22 protein-coding genes are annotated in these 17,245 nt (G+C 71.2%); 14 read left to right on the top strand and 8 right to left on the bottom strand.

Translation table 11 applies throughout. The annotated features are described in order from the left end of the window. Positions 1 to 40 precede the first annotated feature (40 nt). The 4 genes from ACZ597_RS34385 to ACZ597_RS34370 are packed head-to-tail and all read left to right on the top strand — an operon-like array spanning position 41 to position 3,499. Positions 41 to 1,498 carry a menaquinone biosynthesis decarboxylase gene (locus tag ACZ597_RS34385; protein ID WP_125595376.1) on the top strand — a complete coding sequence of 486 codons (1,458 nt, stop codon included), beginning with the start codon at positions 41 to 43 and terminating at the stop codon, positions 1,496 to 1,498. Further along, the gene (locus tag ACZ597_RS34380) at positions 1,495 to 1,968 is read left to right on the top strand and encodes a hypothetical protein (RefSeq protein ID WP_471339100.1); all 474 of its coding nucleotides are present in this window, start codon (positions 1,495 to 1,497) and stop codon (positions 1,966 to 1,968) included. Before ACZ597_RS34385 ends, ACZ597_RS34380 begins: the two co-directional genes overlap by 4 nt. Beyond that, a complete protein-coding gene (gene mqnP / locus ACZ597_RS34375) occupies positions 1,968 to 2,888 on the top strand; it encodes a menaquinone biosynthesis prenyltransferase MqnP (RefSeq protein ID WP_471339098.1) in 921 nt (306 codons plus the stop codon). Before ACZ597_RS34380 ends, mqnP begins: the two co-directional genes overlap by 1 nt. Positions 2,889 to 2,914: 26 nt before the next feature. After that, positions 2,915 to 3,499 (top strand): Uma2 family endonuclease, encoded by a 585-nt coding sequence (locus ACZ597_RS34370; RefSeq protein WP_471339096.1) that lies wholly within the window; start codon positions 2,915 to 2,917, stop codon positions 3,497 to 3,499. On the opposite strand, the gene ACZ597_RS34365 is transcribed toward ACZ597_RS34370, so the two are convergent. Further along, the gene (locus ACZ597_RS34365; protein ID WP_471339094.1) at positions 3,492 to 4,103 is read right to left on the bottom strand and encodes a rhomboid family intramembrane serine protease; all 612 of its coding nucleotides are present in this window, start codon (positions 4,101 to 4,103) and stop codon (positions 3,492 to 3,494) included. The two genes, ACZ597_RS34370 and ACZ597_RS34365, sit on opposite strands and share 8 nt — an antisense overlap. An 88-nt stretch (positions 4,104 to 4,191) precedes the next feature. Here ACZ597_RS34365 and ACZ597_RS34360 point away from each other — a divergent pair, with 88 nt between their 5' ends. Further along, complete coding sequence (locus ACZ597_RS34360; protein ID WP_469115520.1) at positions 4,192 to 4,863, top strand: UbiX family flavin prenyltransferase; 672 nt, start codon at positions 4,192 to 4,194, stop codon at positions 4,861 to 4,863. 5 nt (positions 4,864 to 4,868) lie between these two features. On the opposite strand, the gene ACZ597_RS34355 is transcribed toward ACZ597_RS34360, so the two are convergent. Then, positions 4,869 to 5,003 carry a hypothetical protein gene (locus tag ACZ597_RS34355; protein ID WP_260613643.1) on the bottom strand — a complete coding sequence of 45 codons (135 nt, stop codon included), beginning with the start codon at positions 5,001 to 5,003 and terminating at the stop codon, positions 4,869 to 4,871. A gap of 121 nt (positions 5,004 to 5,124) precedes the next feature. Between ACZ597_RS34355 and ACZ597_RS34350 the strand changes: the two genes are divergently transcribed. The 5 genes from ACZ597_RS34350 (at position 5,125) to ACZ597_RS34330 (ending at position 9,564) form a co-directional block, all read left to right on the top strand. Continuing rightward, on the top strand, positions 5,125 to 5,580 hold the full coding sequence (locus tag ACZ597_RS34350) for an Lrp/AsnC family transcriptional regulator (protein ID WP_007264709.1): 456 nt from the start codon (positions 5,125 to 5,127) through the stop codon (positions 5,578 to 5,580). A gap of 61 nt (positions 5,581 to 5,641) precedes the next feature. Continuing rightward, positions 5,642 to 6,805, top strand: coding sequence for an aminofutalosine synthase MqnE (gene mqnE, locus ACZ597_RS34345; RefSeq protein WP_471339091.1), 1,164 nt, complete (start codon positions 5,642 to 5,644; stop codon positions 6,803 to 6,805). A 117-nt stretch (positions 6,806 to 6,922) separates the two neighbouring features. After that, a complete protein-coding gene (locus ACZ597_RS34340) occupies positions 6,923 to 7,447 on the top strand; it encodes a GNAT family N-acetyltransferase (RefSeq protein ID WP_471339089.1) in 525 nt (174 codons plus the stop codon). Positions 7,448 to 7,566: 119 nt separating this feature from the next. Next, a complete protein-coding gene (locus ACZ597_RS34335) occupies positions 7,567 to 7,833 on the top strand; it encodes a DUF4229 domain-containing protein (RefSeq protein WP_471339136.1) in 267 nt (88 codons plus the stop codon). Between the two features lie 417 nt (positions 7,834 to 8,250). Next, positions 8,251 to 9,564 carry a dicarboxylate/amino acid:cation symporter gene (locus ACZ597_RS34330; RefSeq protein ID WP_471339087.1) on the top strand — a complete coding sequence of 438 codons (1,314 nt, stop codon included), beginning with the start codon at positions 8,251 to 8,253 and terminating at the stop codon, positions 9,562 to 9,564. 68 nt (positions 9,565 to 9,632) lie between these two features. On the opposite strand, the gene ACZ597_RS34325 is transcribed toward ACZ597_RS34330, so the two are convergent. Continuing rightward, on the bottom strand, positions 9,633 to 10,067 hold the full coding sequence (locus tag ACZ597_RS34325; RefSeq protein ID WP_471339085.1) for a VOC family protein: 435 nt from the start codon (positions 10,065 to 10,067) through the stop codon (positions 9,633 to 9,635). Positions 10,068 to 10,164: 97 nt separating this feature from the next. On the opposite strand from ACZ597_RS34325, the gene ACZ597_RS34320 reads away from it, so the two are divergent. Beyond that, entirely contained in the window at positions 10,165 to 11,394 is a 1,230-nt protein-coding gene (locus tag ACZ597_RS34320) for a glycosyltransferase (protein ID WP_471339083.1), read from the top strand. On the opposite strand, the gene ACZ597_RS34315 is transcribed toward ACZ597_RS34320, so the two are convergent. Genes ACZ597_RS34315 through ACZ597_RS34300 form a run of 4 tightly spaced genes read right to left on the bottom strand, consistent with a single transcriptional unit; the run spans position 11,391 to position 14,851 of the window. Continuing rightward, on the bottom strand, positions 11,391 to 11,693 hold the full coding sequence (locus tag ACZ597_RS34315) for a hypothetical protein (protein ID WP_471339081.1): 303 nt from the start codon (positions 11,691 to 11,693) through the stop codon (positions 11,391 to 11,393). The genes ACZ597_RS34320 and ACZ597_RS34315 overlap by 4 nt on opposite strands. A gap of 19 nt (positions 11,694 to 11,712) precedes the next feature. Continuing rightward, positions 11,713 to 13,659: a WD40 repeat domain-containing serine/threonine protein kinase gene (locus ACZ597_RS34310; protein WP_471339079.1), complete on the bottom strand. Its 1,947-nt coding sequence runs from the start codon at positions 13,657 to 13,659 to the stop codon at positions 11,713 to 11,715. A gap of 44 nt (positions 13,660 to 13,703) precedes the next feature. Beyond that, entirely contained in the window at positions 13,704 to 14,006 is a 303-nt protein-coding gene (locus ACZ597_RS34305) for a DUF397 domain-containing protein (RefSeq protein ID WP_471339077.1), read from the bottom strand. Then, on the bottom strand, positions 14,003 to 14,851 hold the full coding sequence (locus ACZ597_RS34300) for a helix-turn-helix domain-containing protein (RefSeq protein ID WP_471339075.1): 849 nt from the start codon (positions 14,849 to 14,851) through the stop codon (positions 14,003 to 14,005). The genes ACZ597_RS34305 and ACZ597_RS34300 overlap by 4 nt, the downstream gene beginning before the upstream one ends. A gap of 156 nt (positions 14,852 to 15,007) precedes the next feature. On the opposite strand from ACZ597_RS34300, the gene ACZ597_RS34295 reads away from it, so the two are divergent. Further along, positions 15,008 to 15,436, top strand: coding sequence for an ATP-binding protein (locus tag ACZ597_RS34295; RefSeq protein ID WP_471339073.1), 429 nt, complete (start codon positions 15,008 to 15,010; stop codon positions 15,434 to 15,436). Here ACZ597_RS34295 and ACZ597_RS34290 read toward each other — a convergent pair. Beyond that, the gene (locus ACZ597_RS34290; RefSeq protein WP_471339070.1) at positions 15,408 to 15,698 is read right to left on the bottom strand and encodes a hypothetical protein; all 291 of its coding nucleotides are present in this window, start codon (positions 15,696 to 15,698) and stop codon (positions 15,408 to 15,410) included. The genes ACZ597_RS34295 and ACZ597_RS34290 overlap by 29 nt on opposite strands. 402 nt (positions 15,699 to 16,100) lie before the next feature. Between ACZ597_RS34290 and ACZ597_RS34285 the strand changes: the two genes are divergently transcribed. Together ACZ597_RS34285 and ACZ597_RS34280 are read left to right on the top strand one after the other, a co-directional pair. Next, positions 16,101 to 16,877: a helix-turn-helix domain-containing protein gene (locus tag ACZ597_RS34285; RefSeq protein ID WP_471339068.1), complete on the top strand. Its 777-nt coding sequence runs from the start codon at positions 16,101 to 16,103 to the stop codon at positions 16,875 to 16,877. Positions 16,878 to 16,969: 92 nt separating this feature from the next. Further along, entirely contained in the window at positions 16,970 to 17,188 is a 219-nt protein-coding gene (locus tag ACZ597_RS34280; protein WP_471339066.1) for a response regulator transcription factor, read from the top strand. Positions 17,189 to 17,245 lie beyond the last annotated feature (57 nt).

The raw sequence follows: 17,245 nt of genomic DNA, 5'->3' as shown, positions 1-17,245 counted from the left end.
GTGACGGTTCCAGGGTATGGGGTGACGGATACTGGGCTCCATGGCTTACGACGATCTCCGCTCGCTGCTCCGGGCTCTGGAGCGGGAGGGCGACCTCAAGCGCATCAAGGCCGAAGTCGACCCGTACCTGGAGGTCGGGGAGATCGTCGACAGAGTGAACAAGGCCGGCGGCCCGGCCCTGCTCTTCGAGAACGTCAAGGGTTCGGCGATGCCGCTCGCCATGAACGTCTTCGGGACCGACCGCCGCCTCCTGAAGGCCCTCGGCCTCAAGTCGTACGGCGAGATCAGCGAGAAGATCGGCGGCCTGCTCAAGCCCGAGCTGCCCCAGGGCTTCATCGGCGTCCGCGAGGCCTTCGGCAAGCTCGGCTCGATGGTCCACGTACCGCCGAAGAAGGTGAAGGGCGAGTCCGCGCCCGTCCAGGAGGTCGTCCTCACCGGCGACGACGTCGACCTCGACCGGCTCCCGGCCCTCTTCACCTGGCCCAAGGACGGCGGCTCCTTCTTCAACCTGGGCCTCACCCACACCAAGCACCCCGAGACCGGTGTCCGCAACCTCGGCCTCTACCGCCTCCAGCGCCACGACAAGCGCACCATCGGCATGCACTGGCAGATCCACAAGGACAGCCGCAACCACTACGCCGTCGCCGCCGCGCGCGGCGAGCGGCTGCCGGTCGCCATCGCCTTCGGCTGCCCGCCCGCCGTCACCTACGCCTCCACCGCGCCGCTGCCGGGCGACATCGACGAGTACCTCTTCGCCGGCTTCGTCGCGGGCAAGCGGATCGAGATGGTCGACTGCAAGACGGTCCCGCTCCAGGTCCCGGCCAATGCCGAGGTCGTGATCGAGGGCTGGCTGGAGCCCGGGGAGATGCTTCCCGAGGGCCCCTTCGGCGACCACACCGGCTTCTACACCCCGCAGGAGCCCTTCCCCGCGCTGAAGATCGACTGCGTGACGATGCGGAAGCGCCCGCTGCTCCAGTCGATCGTGGTCGGCCGGCCGCCCACGGAGGACGGCCCGCTGGGCCGCGCCACGGAGCGGTTCTTCCTCCCGCTCCTCAAGATCATCGTGCCGGACATCGTGGACTACCACCTGCCCGAGTCGGGCGGCTTCCACAACTGCGCGATCGTCTCGATCGACAAGAAGTACCCCAAGCACGCCCAGAAGGTCATGCACGCCATCTGGGGCGCCCACATGATGTCGCTGACCAAGCTGATCATCGTGGTCGACAAGGACTGCGACGTCCACGACCTCCACGAGGTCTCCTGGCGGGCGCTGGGCAACACCGACTACTCCCGCGACCTGACCGTGGTCGAGGGACCGGTCGACCACCTGGACCACGCCTCCTACCAGCAGTTCTGGGGAGGCAAGGCGGGCATCGACGCGACCAAGAAGCTGCCGGAGGAGGGCTACACCCGCGACGGCGGCTGGCCCGACATGGTCGAGTCCGACCCGGCGACGGCGGCCCTCGTGGACCGCCGCTGGAAGGAGTACGGCCTGTGAGCCCCATCGCCATGGGCGGCCCCGCCCTCTTCATCGGTGACGACACCACGTACGTGGCCCTCGTCCGCCCCGAGCTCGACCCGGCCGACCCGGAGGTCCGCGAGGCCGCCGCGGAGGCGGGTGTCAGCCCCGAGGAGTTCGTCGGCCCCGGCGGCGTCTGGGCGCTGATGTGGGACGAGGAGGACGGCGGCGGCGGCTTCGAGCTGCCCGGGCTGCGGGACGCGGACGCCGACGACTTCGCCGAACGCCTGCTCGCCGAGCTGTCCTTCGCCGAAGCCGAGCCGTTCACCGTCGAGGCCGGCCCCGTGCTGAGCCTGGAGGGCCGCCCGGCCGGCGACGACTGCGCCTTCCGGGCCCGGATCACCCCGCCGGAGGGCGAGGAGGTCCCCCCGCTCACCCTGGAGATCACCCCGGAGGCCGTGGACACCCTCCGCGCCGACCTCGAAGAATTCCGCAGGAGCCTGGCGTGATGACCACAGCCGACGGCATCATCGGCTCCGGCCCCACCCCGCAGGCACCCGGCAGGGTCAAGGCCTTCCTGCGGCTCGTGATGATCGAGCACTCGGTCTTCGCGCTGCCCTTCGCGTACATCGCCGCGCTGACGGCGATGTACCGGCTGGACGGGCGCATGCACTGGACCGAGCTGCTGCTCGTCACCGTCTGCATGGTGGGCCTGCGCACCTTCGCGATGGCGGCCAACCGGATCATCGACCGCGAGATCGACGCCCGCAACCCGCGCACCGCCGGGCGCGAGCTCGTCACGGGCGCGGTCTCGGTGCGGTCCGCCTGGACCGGCGCGGGGATCGCGCTGGCCGTCTTCCTCGGCGCGGCCGCCCTGCTGAACCCGCTGTGCCTGGCGCTGGCGCCGGTCGCCGTCATCCCGATGGTGGTGTACCCGTACGGCAAGCGCTTCACGAACTTCCCGCAGGCCATCCTGGGCCTCGCGCAGGCCATGGGGCCGGTCGGCGCCTGGCTGGCGATCACCGGGGAGTGGTCGTGGGAGGCGGTGGTCCTCGGTCTCGCCATCGGCGTCTGGATCGGCGGCTTCGACCTCATCTATGCCTGCCAGGACGTGGACTCCGACCGCGCGGACGGCGTCAAGTCGGTCCCGGCCCGCTTCGGCGTCCCGGCGGCCCTGTGGGGCGCCCGCGGCTGCCACGTGGTCACCACGGCCCTGCTGGCCTGGTACGCCGTCCTCACCGACGGCGGCGTCCTCCTCTGGCTGGGCCTGCTGATCGTCGCGGCGGCGTTCCTCTACGAGCACACCATCGTCAAGCCGCACGACCTGTCCCGCCTGAACCGGGCCTTCTTCACGGTCAACGGGTTCATCGGCATTGCCCTGTTCGTGTGCGCGCTGGCCGATCTGGTGGTGCGGGGTCTGACGGTCTAGCTACCGTGCGGCCTACCATCGAGTGCATGGACAGGGAGGCCGACGTGACCGTCTCGGAGAGCGACCGCCTGCACTCGCAGCTCAGCCGGTTCGAGGACATGTTCCCGGGCTACCGGATGGAGATTGTCGAGGGCGCCATCGTGATGAGTCCGGTCAAGCCGCATCACAACCAGACCATCTGGGAGGTTCAGTCCCTCCTGAGGCCGCAGCTTTCACCGGAGTGGGGCTTCATCTCCGACGTTGCGATCCCCCTCGACGGCGACAACGAGTTCTGCCCGGACCTCGCCGTCATCCCGGATACCGAGCGGCGCAAGAACCTCAGCGCCTACGCGCCCGACCTGATCGAGCTGGCCGTCGAAGTGGTGTCCCCGGGCAGCGTCCGCAACGACTACGAGGTCAAGGACAGGGCCTACGCCCGGCGCGGGATCCCGCACTACCTGGTCTTCGACCCCTACAAGGCGCACTGCGTCACCATGTGGAACCCGGGCCCCGACGGCTACCGCGGCCGTGACGTGATCCCCTACGGCGACGCGGTCGTGGTGGAGACCGGCCTCGGCAAACTGACCGTCGACACCTCGGCGCTCCCCGTCGACCCCGGGGCCGTCAGCTGAGCGCTGCGGCCTGCCGGGGGGCCGGGCGGCGGAAGTACAAGGCCGTCAGTACGCCGCCCACCAGCCCGCACAGGTGGCCCTGCCAGCTGATCGTCGGGTCCAGCGGCAGCAGGCCGAGGAAGAGCGTTCCTCCCCAGTACGCGGCGACGGCCACGCCCACCAGGACGCCCAGCACCCTGCGCTCGACGAACCCGCGGACCACCACGTAGCCGAACAGGCCGTAGACGACGCCCGAGGCGCCCAGGGTCATGGCATCCGACGGGGAGATCAGCCAGGTGCCGATGCCGTCCGCCAGGATGATCAGCCCGCAGACGGCGAGGAAGCGCCGGATCCCGGACAGGGCCGCTATGAAGCCGAGGACCAGCAGGGGGACGCTGTTGGAGGCGACGTGGTCGAAGCCGTAGTGCAGGAAGGACCCGGTGAGGACGCCCGAGAGGGTGTCCGGGTCGCGGCCCACGACCCCGTACGCGTCCAGCACGTGCCCGGTGGCGTAGTCGACCGCCTCGATCAGCCACAGCAGTGCCACCCAGCCCAGCATCAGCTGCGCGGCGGCCTTGGCGCGGTCCGTGCGGGTCCAGGACGGTTCGGCCGTCGTCGTGCTCATGGTGTTCCCCCTCGTGCCGTCCCACCCCCTGGGACGTGCGGACACCTTACAGAGTGCCTCCGCGCCGTGGCCGGATAGTCTCGGAGGTATGACTGACGGCAAGCGCACCCCGTGGGTGGTCGGGGTTTCCGGGGCGTCCGGGACGCCGTACGCGGCGGCGGTGGTACGGGGGCTGCTGGCGGCCGGCGAGAGCGTGGACCTGGTGGTCAGCCGGGCCTCGCGGCTCACCCTGCTGGACGAGACCGGGATCGCCTTCCGGGACGCGCACTGGCGCGCGGACCTGGAGGAGTGGCTGGGCCGCGGTGCGGACGGCAAGCCGGGGACCTTCGCGGGGTTCGACCTCGACGGGGTGCGGTACTGGGGTGCCGGGGACCTGGCGGCCGGCCCGAGTTCGGGCTCGTACCCCGTCAAGGGGATGCTGATCGTCCCGGCCTCCACCGCCTGTGTGGCGGGGGTGGCGCTCGGGCTGTCGAAGGACCTGCTCCAGCGCGTCGCGAGCGTGACGCTCAAGGAACGGCGCAGGCTGGTGGTCGCGGTGCGGGAGACCCCGCTGAACGGACAGACGCTGAAGCATCTGGTGGCGCTGGACGAGGCGGGCGCCGTGGTGCTGCCCGCCTCACCGGCGTTCTACGCGGGCGCGACGCACATCCAGGACCTCGTGGACTTCGTCGCGGGGCGGGTGCTCGACGCGGCAGGTGTACCGCACGGGCTGTACCGCCGTTGGGAGGGGGAGCTTGGCAGCGCCCGCCCCCGTGAGTAGTGGCGCTAGCGCTTCTTGGCGCTGCCGGGGCGACGGGTCTTGTCGACGCGGCGGGCGGCGGCGGGCTGGTCGGTGCGGGATCGGTTGGCCAGCTCCTGGAGCTGTCGCATGTGCGCGTAGGCCGCCTCGATCGTGTACACGGTGAACCACTCCTGAAGATCGTCATTGATCTGTTGAAAGATTCACAGGGTGTTGACCCTGTGTGCCTTTGATTCTATACCTAAACTTGCAGGATCGCCGAATAATGGAAGGCTCCACGTAATGGACACGGTGGACAGGCAGCTCATCCAGGCGCTTCGGGAGAACGGCCGCGCCTCGTACGCGGAGCTGGGCCGTCTCGTGGGCCTCTCCGGCCCCAGCGTCACTGACCGCATCAACCGGCTGGAGACCGCCGGCGTGATCACCGGCTACCGCGCGACGGTCGCCGCCGCCGAGCTCGGCCTCGGCGTCACCGCGCTGATCGGCATCTCCCTCTCCGACGCCGCGGACCACGAGGACGTGGCCCGCCGGCTGCGCGACTTCCAGGAGATCGAGGACTGCTGGTTCATCGCCGGCGACGACTCGTACATGCTCAAGGTGCGCGCAGGCGACGTCGACGGCCTGGAGAGGATCATCCGCAAGCTCTCCGGCACCAAGGGCGTCTCCCGCACCCGCACCACGATCGTGCTCTCCACCAAGTGGGAGAACCGGGTCGGCGAGCTGCCCGAGGACGCCTGAGAGTACGGTTGGTGGCGGTTGTACACAGGTCTGGACAGGGACAGGTAGAGGAGACACCGGAATGGACGCGGGGCTCAAGCGTGAGCTGGAGGAGAAGGTCCGCTCCGGCGAGCGGCTGACGCGTGAGGACGGCATCGCCCTCTACGGGTCGGACGACCTGGCCTGGCTGGGCGGCCTCGCCCACGAGGTGCGCACGCGCAAGAACGGCGACGTGGTCCACTTCAACGTCAACCGCCACCTCAACATGACGAACGTGTGCACCGCCTCGTGCGCCTACTGCTCGTTCCAGCGCAAGCCGGGCGAGAAGGACGCGTACACGATGCGCATTGAGGAAGCCGTCCGCCTGGCCAAGGCCATGGAGAACGAGAACCTCACCGAGCTGCACATCGTCAACGGCCTGCACCCCACCCTCCCGTGGCGGTACTACCCGCGCTCGCTGTCCGCCCTCAAGGAGGCGCTGCCGAACGTCTCGCTGAAGGCGTTCACGGCCACCGAGATCCACCACTTCGAGACGATCTCCGGCCTCACGGCCTCCGAGATCCTCGACGAGCTGATCGAGGCCGGCCTCGAATCGCTCACCGGCGGCGGCGCGGAGATCTTCGACTGGGAGGTCCGCCAGCACATCGTCGACCACGACACCCACTGGGAGGACTGGTCGCGCATCCACCGCCTGGCGCACGAGAAGGGCCTCAAGACCCCGGCGACGATGCTCTACGGGCACATCGAGGAGCCGCGCCACCGGGTGGACCACGTGCTGCGGCTGCGCGAGCTCCAGGACGAGACCGGCGGTTTCCAGGTCTTCATCCCGCTGCGCTACCAGCACGACTTCGTGGACATGAAGGACGGCAAGGTCCGCAACCGGCTCCAGGCGCGTACGACGATGGCCACGGGCGCCGAGGCGCTGAAGACCTTCGCGGTCTCCCGGCTGCTCTTCGACAACGTGCCGCACGTCAAGGTCTTCTGGGTGATGCACGGCGTGCAGACCGCCCAGCTCGCGCTCCAGCACGGCGCGGACGACATGGACGGCTCGGTGGTCGAGTACAAGATCACGCACGACGCGGACAACTACGGCACGCCGAACAAGCTGGGCCGTGACGACCTCCTGGAGCTCATCCGCGAGGCCGGCTTCCGTCCGGTCGAGCGCAACACCCGCTACGAGGTCATCCGCGAGTACCCGGGTCCGGACGCCTCCCTGCGCGAGACCCCGCAGGCGATGCGCGTCTGACGCCGACTCGGCTCCGTCGAGGCCCCGGTCCCCTGTGGACCGGGGCCTCTTCGTGTTCGTGCGGCCGGTCCGCGAAAGCCCGTTGCCCGGCGGGGCGGTAATAGATACTCTCCATCTATGACCCTTACCTTCACCTTCGATCCGGTCGTCGACCCCGCCCTGCGCGACGGCATCGCACAGCTGTGGACAGAGGTCACCAACGCCGGCGGCGCGGTCGGCTTCGTCCCGCCCGTCACCGTCGACGACATCCGGCCCGCGCTGGTCAGGCACCTCGTCGCGCTGGCCGAGGGCCGCCACCGGCTGCTGGTCGGGCGGGACGGGGAGGGCGCGGTCCAGGCCGTCGCCTTCCTGGCCTTCGAGGCGCACCCGTTGCGGAAGCACTGGGTCTGGGCGTACACGGTCATGGTCGGGCCGGCCCTCCAGGGCAGGGGCGCCGGGCGGGAGCTGATGGCCGCCCTCGCCGACGCGGCGCGCTCGCTGGAGGGCGTCGAGGCCATCCGCCTGGAGTGCCGCGGCGGAGTCGGACTGGAGCACTTCTACGCGGCGTGCGGCTACAAGGAAGTCGGCCGGGTGCCCGGCGCCATTCGCGTGGCCCCCGGCGACGACCGCGACGACATCACGATGCTGCTGCCCCTGCTCTGACCCCACCGGGCCGCAGCGGGGGCCCGGCGTGCTTCACTGGACGGGCACGTGCCGACGTAAGAAGAGAGGGAGGGGTCACCGTGGCCCTCAAGCCGAGCGCGACGATCCGCTACACCGCGATGCGCCTGGGCATCTTCGTCGGGTGCCTGGTGCTCGTCGCCGTCCTGGTCAAGCTGGGCTGGGTGCCCGCCGGGCTGGGCGACGCCAACTTCGCCTGGATCGTGCTCCTCGCGCTGGTGCTCTCCGCCCCGCTGTCCTTCGTCCTGCTGCGCAAGCAGCGCGACGAGATGTCCGAGCAGATCTCCGGCCGCGTCGCGGGTGCGAAGGAGAAGCTCGCCGCGAACCGCAGCCAGGAGGACGCGGCCGACGACGCCGCGCGCGCCTGAGTCCTTCCTCACAGCCGCCCCGCGGCCGCCGCGCACACCGATACGCCCCAGCGCCGGGAACACCCCCCGCCACGCTGGGGCTTCGGCGTTTCCGGGGCCTTGCCGGGCCGCAGGTTCCACCCGCGCGCCATCCGTGCTCAAAGCATTTCTTTGAGTTTCTCAAAGCCCAAGTGTTAGCGTGTCCAACATGTTGACCGCAGCCGCGCACCCGATGAGCCCGAGCGTCCCGCTCGTGGCGCGCCTGCACGTCGACTTCTGCCGCCGCGTGTCCGCGGCCTGTTGCTGTCACTGCTGAGGCTGAAGCCCAGCCGCCCCAGCAGCGGTCCCCGGCCGGCCCGGCCCCTTTCCGGCTGCCGCCGTACCGCACCCCTTGCAGAAACCTTCCGCCGTACGTCCGTGCGTCCCCCGGAGTGTGTCGTGTCCGCGTCCCCCCAGGCCCAGGCTCCCGCCAAGGCCTCCTTCAAGTTCCCGTTCTGGGCCCAGATCGTCACCGGCCTCGTGCTCGGCGTCCTCTTCGGCTGGCTGGCCCGCAGCCAGGACGTCAGCTGGCTGAAGACCACCCTGGAGCAGGTCGGCGACATATTCATCCAGCTCCTCAAGCTGGCCGTCGCCCCGCTCGTCTTCTTCGCCATCCTGGTGTCCATCACCAACCTCCGGAAGGTGAACAACGCCGCCCGGCTCGCCTCCCGCACCCTGCTCTGGTTCATGGTCACCTCGCTGATCTCGGTGGGCATCGGCCTCGCGATCGGCCTGCTGACGGACCCGGGCGCCGGCACCGGCCTCACCCCGGCCGACGGCAAGGAGCCCAAGCGGCACGGCTCCTGGATCGACTTCCTGACCGGCATCGTGCCGAAGGACATCGTCACGCCCTTCACCGAGCTGAACGTCCTCCAGATCGTCTTCCTCGCCGCCGTCGCCGGCGTCGCCGCCCTCCAGCTCGGCGCCAAGGCCCAGCCCGTCCTGAACCTCGCCGAGTCCGCTCTGGAGCTCCTCCAGAAGGCCCTGTGGTGGGTCATCCGCCTCGCCCCGATCGGCACCGTCGGCCTCATCGGCACCGCCATCGCCAGCTACGGCTGGGACCTCATCGGCAAGTACGCCACGTTCACCGCCGACATCTACATCGGCTCGGCGCTCGTCATGTTCGGCGTCTACCCGCTGCTCCTCGCGACGGTCGCCAAGGTCAACCCGGTCCAGTTCTTCAAGGGCGCCTGGCCCGCCATCCAGCTGGCCTTCGTCTCCCGCTCCTCGGTCGGCACCATGCCGGTCACCCAGAAGGTCACCGAGCGCCTCGGCGTCCCGAAGGAGTACGCCTCCTTCGCCGTCCCGTTCGGCGCCACGACCAAGATGGACGGCTGCGCCGCGATCTACCCGGCGCTCGCCGCGATCTTCATCGCGAACATCTTCGACGTGCAGCTCGGCATCAAGGAGTACCTGCTCATCGCGTTCGTCTCGGTGGTCGGCTCCGCCGCCACGGCCGGCCTGACCGGCGCGACCGTGATGCTCACCCTGACCCTCTCCACCCTGGGCCTGCCGCTCGCCGGCGTCGGCCTGCTGATGGCGATCGACCCGATCCTCGACATGATGCGCACGGCCACGAACGTCGCCGGCCAGGCGGTCGTCCCCGTGATCGTCGCCGCCCGTGAGGGGATCCTCGACAAGGAGGCCTACGCCGCCGCCTCGTCCTCCCCGCTGGACGAGAAGGCCGCCGCGCCGGTCCCCGTCGCCGCCTGATCACGACCCCACGGCATACGCCGCGGCCCCCGCCCGGGATTCCGGGCGGGGGCCGCGGCGTTCGTGCGTCAGTCCAGGCAGAACTCGTTGCCCTCGGGGTCGGCCAGCACGATGATGCCCTCGTCGATGCCGTCCGGTTCGAGGCGGTACAGGCGTTCGGCGCCCAGGGCCTCCAGCCTGGCGGCCTCCACCTCCAGCGCGTCCATCCGCTCCGTGCCCTTCAGGCCCGGGGCCGAGCGGACGTCCAGGTGCAGGCGGTTCTTCACCGTCTTGCCCTCCGGGATCTGCTGGAAGAAGATCCGCGGGCCCTTGCCGTCCGGGTCAGTGATCGCCGACCGGCTGTTGTGCTGCTCGGGCGGCACGCCCCACGCCGTCAGCGCGGCCGGCCAGTCGGCGAAGCCCTCCGGCGGTGGCTGGACGTGGTAGCCCAGCACCTCGGCCCAGAAGGCCGCCAGCGCCGCCGGGTCCGCGCAGTCGTACGTCACCTGGAATTCCTTGGCCATGACCAACGTATAGCGCAGCCCGGGGCTTGCCACAAGATCACCACCGTGGTGCAGACTCGCCAACCTGAGCCGGACACAGGGGATTTGGGAGTACGGAATGCGTGTAGTGCTGTCCGCCTACGATTCGCGCGGGGGCGTCGAGCCGCTCGTCGGGCTCGCGGTGCGGTTGCGGGAGCTGGGGGCCGAGGTGCTGGTGTGCGCGCCGCCGGACGAGGAGTTCGCCGGCCGCCTCGCCGGGGTCGGCGTGGAGATGGTCCCGACCGGCGCGTCGGTGCGCGACCTGGTGACCGGGAAGGTGCCGCCGTCGCCGGGGGGCCTCCCGAAGCGGGCGGCCGAGCTGGTCGCCGCGTTCTACGAGAACGTCATGGCCGTGGCCGCCGACGGCTGTGACGTACTGCTCGCGACGGGCCTGGTGCCGGCCGTGGCCGGGGTGAAGGCCGCCGCCGAGAAGCTGGGCGTCCCGTACGTGTACGCGAGCTACCAGCCCGTCAGCCTGCCCTCCCCGCACCACCCGCCGATCCCGCGCCCCGGCAGGCCGCTGCCGCCGGAGATCACCGACAACGAGGTGCTGTGGGAGCGGGACGCCCGCGACGCGCAGGACGTCTTCGGCGACGCCGTCAACGCCTTCCGCGAGTCGGTCGGCCTGCCGGCGGTGGACGACCTCCGCGACCACGTCTTCACCGACCGCCCCTGGCTGGCCACCGACCCCGTCCTCGCCCCGTGGGTGCGGCCGGCCGGACTGGACGTCGTACAGACCGGTGCGTGGGTGCTGCCCGACGAGCGGCAGCTCCCCGCCGACCTGGTGGAGTTCCTCGACGCCGGCGAGCCCCCGGTGTACGTCGGCTTCGGCAGCATCCCCATGGCCGACCCGGCAGGACTCGCCCGGGTGGTCGTGGAGGCCGTCCGCGCGCAGGGCCGCCGCGTGCTGCTCTCCCGGGGCTGGGCCGACTTGGCCCCGGCCGACGCCGCCGACGACTGCTTCGTCGTCGGCGAGGCCAACCACCAGGCGCTCTTCCCCCGGGTCGCCGCCGTCGTCCACCACGGCGGCGCGGGCACCACGACGACCGCCACCCGCTCCGGCGCGCCCCAGGTGATCGTCCCGCAGGGGGCGGACCAGCCGTACTTCGCCTCCCGCGTGGCCGGGCTCGGCATCGGCGCGGCCCACGACGGCCCGACCCCGACCGCGGAGTCCCTGTCGGCCGCGCTGGAGACCGCCCTGACCCCCGAGACCGCCGCCCGGGCGGCCGCGGTCGCCGCCGCGTTCGACACGGACGGGGCGGCGGTGGCGGCGAAGCTGCTGGCCGGCCTCGCCGGGGCGGAGTCCTAGACCGTCAGCCACCGCCAGTACGCGACCCCGGCCAGGAGGAACGGCACGGCGTACCACCACCGCCCGAGGTTGCGGTGGAAGACGGGGACGGCGGTCAGGAGCAGCCCGAGGAACCACATCCCGACCGAGAGCACGGCGTAGACGCGCGCGTCGTCGCGCATCGGGTCGTACGGGGAGTCCGGCCGCAGCACCAGCGCGCCGTAGAGGAAGAACGTGGCCGGGAGGTAGAGGAGGGCCAGGGGTACGGCGAGCACCCAGCGCAGGCACCCCTGGTCCTCGGGCCGGTCTATGGACGTCATCCGGCCATCTTCGCTGCCGTCAGGACCGTTTCCACACCCGGATGCTGTCGTCCTCGCTCGCACTGACGAGGGTGTCGCCCCTCGGGCTGAACGCGACCGAGGTCACGGCCGCGCCGTGTCCGTTGAGCGTCGCGCGCGGCCGGCGGGAAGCGACGTCCCACAGCCGGACGGTACGGCCGCCGCCGCTGGCGAGGGCCTGGCCGTCCGGGCTGAACGCCACCGACCGGACGATGGTGTTGTGGCCGGTGAGGCTGCCCGCGGTGGTGCGGGTTGCGATGTCCCAGAGGCGGATGCTGGTGTCGCCGCTCCCGCTGGCCAGGATCTTGCCGTCGGGGCTGAACGCCACCGAGGCGACGGCCTTGGTGTGGCCTGTGAGCGTGGCCGTGGAGGTGCGGTTCGCGGTGTCCCAGAGGCGGATGGTGCCGTCGGCGCAGCCGCTGGCGAGGGTCCCGTCGGGGCTGAACGCCAGCGACAGCACCGGCTTGGCGTGTCGGGTGAGGGTGGCGACGGCGGCGGTGGAGCGGGTCACCACGTCCCAGAGCCGGACGGTGCCGTCGTCGGCCGCGCTGGCCAGGGTCTTGCTGTCCGGGCTGAACGCCACCGCGCGCACCAGCCCGGTGTGTCCCGCCAGGACGGCGAGGGACTCCAGGTTGTAGACGTCGTGCAGGCGCAGGGACTTGTCGCTCCCGCTGACGATGACCTTGCCGTCAGGGCTGTAGGACACGCAGGTCACGGCCGCGTCCTCGATCGGGGTGAGGGTGATGCTGCCCCCGCCGGCGAAGTTGAACAGCTGGACGCTGCGGTCGTTGCCGCCGCTGACGACGTACCTGCTGTCCGGGCTCACCGACACCGAATCCACCGAGCCGGCGTGCTTCCTGACCTCCTGCACCGTGCGCAGCCCGTCGGTTCCGACCGCGTCGCCCCCGTCGCCGGGGTCCCCGCCGGTGTTCTTCTTGCCGCCGGAGCCCGCGGAGACGTTCTTCCTGTCGCCGGTCAGCCGCCACACGGCGTACGTCCCGCCGCCGGCCCCCGCCAGCAGCCCGAGCCCGCCGAGCAGGACGTTGCGGCGGTTCGGCCCGGGGGCGTCGGTGACCGTGGGGGCCGCCCCGAGGTTCATGGTGGGCACGTCGCGCACGGCGGGCCCGTGCAGGAGCGTACGCAGCCGGTCGGCGACGGCGAGGGCGTCGGGGCGGGCGTCCGGCTCCTTGGCCAGCAGCGCGTCCACCAGCTCCACCAGCGCGGGCGGCAGGTCGGCCCGTACGGCGCCCAGGGCCGGGGGCGCCTCCTCCAGGTGCATCCGCATCAGCACCCAGGCCTGCTCGGTCCCCGCGAACGGCGGCGCACCGGTCAGCAGCGCGTACAGCACGCACCCGAGGGCGTAGAGGTCGCAGCTCCCGTCGACGTGCTCGCCCCGCCACTGCTCGGGGGCCATGTACGACGGCGTCCCGAACACCCGGCCCGTGACGGTGAGCCCGCCCGTGGCGTCGGCGGTGCGGGCGATGCCGAAGTCGCAGATCTTGAGGCGGCCGTCGGAGAGGAGGAAGAGGTTCCCGGGCTTCAGGTCCCGGTGCACCACCTTCTGCGCGTGCGCGGCCGCCAGGGCCTCGGCCGTCTGGAGGGCGAGGTCGAGCACCTGGGGGAGGGGGAGGCCCACGCCGGGCGTGCGGGCCAGGAGCCGGGAGAGGTCCTGCCCCTCCAGCAGCTCCATCACCATGAACAGCCGGTCGCCGTGGCGGCCGATGTCGTGGACGACGGTGATCCCGGGATGCTGGAGCCGCGCCCCGATGGACGCCTCGCGGCGGAACCGGCCGAGCAGCTCCTCGGACGCGTCGAACTCCAGCAGCACCTTCACGGCCACGGCCCGGTCCAGCTCGACGTCCTGCGCCCGCCAGACCTCGCCGATCCCGCCCTGCCCGAGCCGCTCGACGAGCCGGTACCGCCCGGCCAGCTGTGCCCCCGGCTGCATTCCGCCCCCCTGGCCGAAACGTCAACTACTGCGATTGCAAGGGGTCATTGTGCCGCAAGGAAGCCGGTCCAGGCGGAGGGGCCGAAGGTGAGGTGGGGGAGGGCGGTGTCCTTGGAGTCGCGGACGTGGATGCGGGTGGGCGTGCCCGACACCTCGACGCAGGAGTCGCCCTCGCTGCCGTCGCTGTAGCTGCTCTTGTGCCAGGCCACCTCGATGCAGTCGTTGCCGTCGCTGCTGTCGCTGTAGCTGCTCTTGAACCAGGCGTGCGCCACCTCGACGCAGGAGTCGCCTTCGCTGCCGCTGCTATAGCTGCTCTTGAACCAGACCAACCCGGGGTTGTGGATCATGTCTCTCCCAGCAGTTCTTCGACGAAGTCACGAGACTCCAGGGGTGTCAGCGCCTGGGCTCGGATCATGCCATAGCGGAGTTCGAGGATCCTGAGCTGCCTCGGATCCGAAACCGGCCGCCCCCCGAAGGCGCCTTCCGAGCGGCCCACCGCTGTGCCGTCCGCGAACTTCAGCACTTCGATTCCGCCGTCCATTCCGGCGTGCACTTCGCGGTCTGCCGGCATCACCTGGAACGACACGTGCCGCAAGCGGCTTAGTTCCAACAGTCGTTCGAGTTGCCGCCGCCACACCATTGTGCCTCCGATGGGACGCCGTAGGGACGCCTCTTCCTGGACGAAGGTGAGCGACGGGGCGGGCTGGCGATCGAAGACGGATCGCCGGGCCATGCGTGCGCTCACGTAGGTCTCGATCTCGTCCCGAAGATAGGCGGGTTGCCGCATCTCGAAGAGCGCGCGAGCGTGTTCCGGGGTCTGTAGCAGCCCATGGACGAGGTGAGTGCTGTAGACCCCGATCTCCACGGCCTTGGCCTCCAGCTTGGCCAGGTCCCGCACCTTCTTGGGGTACCGGACCTGCTCCGTGTCCTCTTTCATCGCGGCGATCTGGCCGCCTGCCCCCAGCACTTCGTCCGCCCTGTCCAGGTATTCCGGGCGCGGGATTCTCTTCCCTCCCTCGACCTTGCGGACCTGGTCCTCGCCGTACCCGATCTCCACCCCGAAGGCGGCTGCCTTCATCCCTGCCTTCTCCCGCCAGGCCTTCAGCTGGCGGCCGAGTGCGGCCAGCACGGCGATTCCCTGCTCGTCATCCGGGTCGACTTCCCAGCCCGCGTCTTCTGCCCCAACCGCCATGCGTGCCCCACCTCCGACGCACCGAAGTTCCTCAACGCCCCTTGCCCGTAAGGCTTCCAGGACAGCCCGGACAGCACCGGACAAGCGCCGGACAAACCCCGGACGCACCGGCGTTAACGCTTCTCACGGTAGCCACGCCGCCCCACGCTGGGTGACGTGACCAATCAAATCTGGTGCTCTGCACATCAGTTCGGCGTCCAGCTGCCCGCAACGCCCCGAAGTGCCCAGCAGGTGCGGCGGCTCGCCGTCGAGAAGCTGCGTGAGTGGGGGCTGCCGACGGACGGGCCCGCGCTGATCGTGGCGGAGCTGGCGGCCAACGCCGTGACCCACGGGCGGGTGGCCGGGCGGGACTTCCTGGTGGTGCTCAGTCTGGCCGACGGGGCGCTCCGGATCGAGGTGGCGGACACCTGTCGTGACCGGATCCCGCTCCTCCGGGATGCGGCGTTGGACGCCGAGGGCGGCCGGGGGCTAGCAGTGGTGGCGGCGCTGGCCGACCGGTGGGGGGTGGAGCAGGGGCCGCCGCCGCGCAAGGCGGTGTGGGCGGAGGTGGACCTGCCTACAGGCGGGACGCCAGCAGGATCGTGACCGGAACCGGGACCACCGCGATCCAGCCCGTCCAGCGTCCGGCGGTGAGCAGGGCCGGGCGGCGGCGGAGGAGCCAGCCGGCGAGGGCGAGCGGCGGGGTGGCCGCCCAGGAGGCGAGCCAGAACACCTTCAGCACGGCCACGGCCTCGGGGTGGACCTGTTCGGCCATCCCGCCCAGGGCCCCGAAGAGGAACGCCACCGGGACCAGTGCCAACGCCAGTGCCGTGGCCCAGGCCAGTGCGGTGCTCTTGGTTTCGCGCATGGGCCCAGCCAAGCCGCTGCGAGGCCGTCCCACCTGCGCCGCCGTACTCAGGATCCGCCGGTCCGTGTACTCATCCGGGACGTGGGCCGACGGGATCCGGTGACCCTCGACGTAACCCCGTAAGTACCGAGGTAAATCCACCCAACCCACCCCCCGGCCCCCGCTCACTCGCTCGGGTGAACTGTGCCAACTCGGCTGGATTTCGGGGTGGTTGCCGGGCATATGCTCGCCGCACAACAGCAGACATGAGACGGCCCCCGCCGGGAGTGGCATCCCGGGCGAGGGCCTGACCAACGAGGAAGTCGGACCTTCCCAATGGCGTTCAAGAACCCTAGCGCGCGCACGCGCGCCTCGTCCCGTGTTCGACGCGGGACCATCCCATCAGGTGTCATCCACGTCAACGTGCGGCACGCCGACCACTACGTGGTGATCGGCAACCACCTCGCCCAGCACCAGGTGCTGTCGCTGGTGGCGATCGGGCTCGCGGTGCACATCCAGTCGCTGGCCGCCGGGACCGGGATCGGCATCAAGGAGCTCACCGCCCGCTTCCCCGAGGGGGAGATCCGGATCGCCGCCGCGCTGCGGGAGCTGGAGGCGGCCGGGTACCTGGAGCGGACCCGCGTACGGACCCCCGAGGGCAGGCTGATCACCCGGACGGTGTCCTACAACCGGCCGCGCGGCACCGTCCCGCCGGAGGACGACCCGCCGCTCCCGCCCCCGGCCGAACGGGCCCCCGTACCGGAGCCGGAGCCCGTACGCGTACCCGTGCCCGAGCGCTCCCCGGCTTCGACCCCGGAGGGCCCGGCGCCCCGCCAGGACGCCGTCGACCTCCTCGCCCGGCTGCGCTGCGACGACCCCCGGCTGCTGCTCGCCGAGCGGGACGTACGGCGGCTCGCGCCCGAGGTGGTGGCCTGGCTGGACCGGGGGGCCGAGCCGGAGGCCGTACGGCGCGTACTGACCTCGGACCTGCCCCCCGACATGCGCAGCCCGGCGGCGGTGATCGGGTACCGGCTGCGGAAGGGGATCCCGCCGCACATGCCGGTCACGCCACCGCCGGCCGGGGATACCGCCCGGCGGCCGGACCCGATGCAGAACTGCGACGGCTGCGACCGCGCCTTCCGCGCCCCAGGCCCCGGCCGCTGCCGCGGCTGCCCGCCCGAGGGCTCCCTCGCGGCTTAGGCGGTGAGGGGAGCGGCAACGGCTGGGGGCCGGTGCCCCCGCGGGACAAGATGGTCTGACGAGCCGCCCACCCACGACACGGAGGCCCGTCCATGACCGCGCACCCCGCACCCCGGCCCACGTTCACGGCCCGCGAGCAGGAGCTCCTCGGACATCTCACGGAGGGGGCGACGGACCGGGCCATCGCCCGCCGCATGGCGCTGAGCCCCCACACCGTCGACACCTACCTGCGCCGCCTGCGCCACAAGACCGGTACGAGCAATCGCATCCAACTGGCCATCGTCGCCCATGCCGCCCTGCACTCCCCGTGAGGGAAACGGCAAAGGCAAGGAGCCCGCGAGCCCCTTGCCTTGATCAACTTATAGCCT

The organism is Streptomyces sp. NPDC040718, from assembly GCF_055593565.1.
Note: the sequence above shows the minus strand (reverse complement) of the source record. Positions and strands in the feature narration are given on the sequence as shown.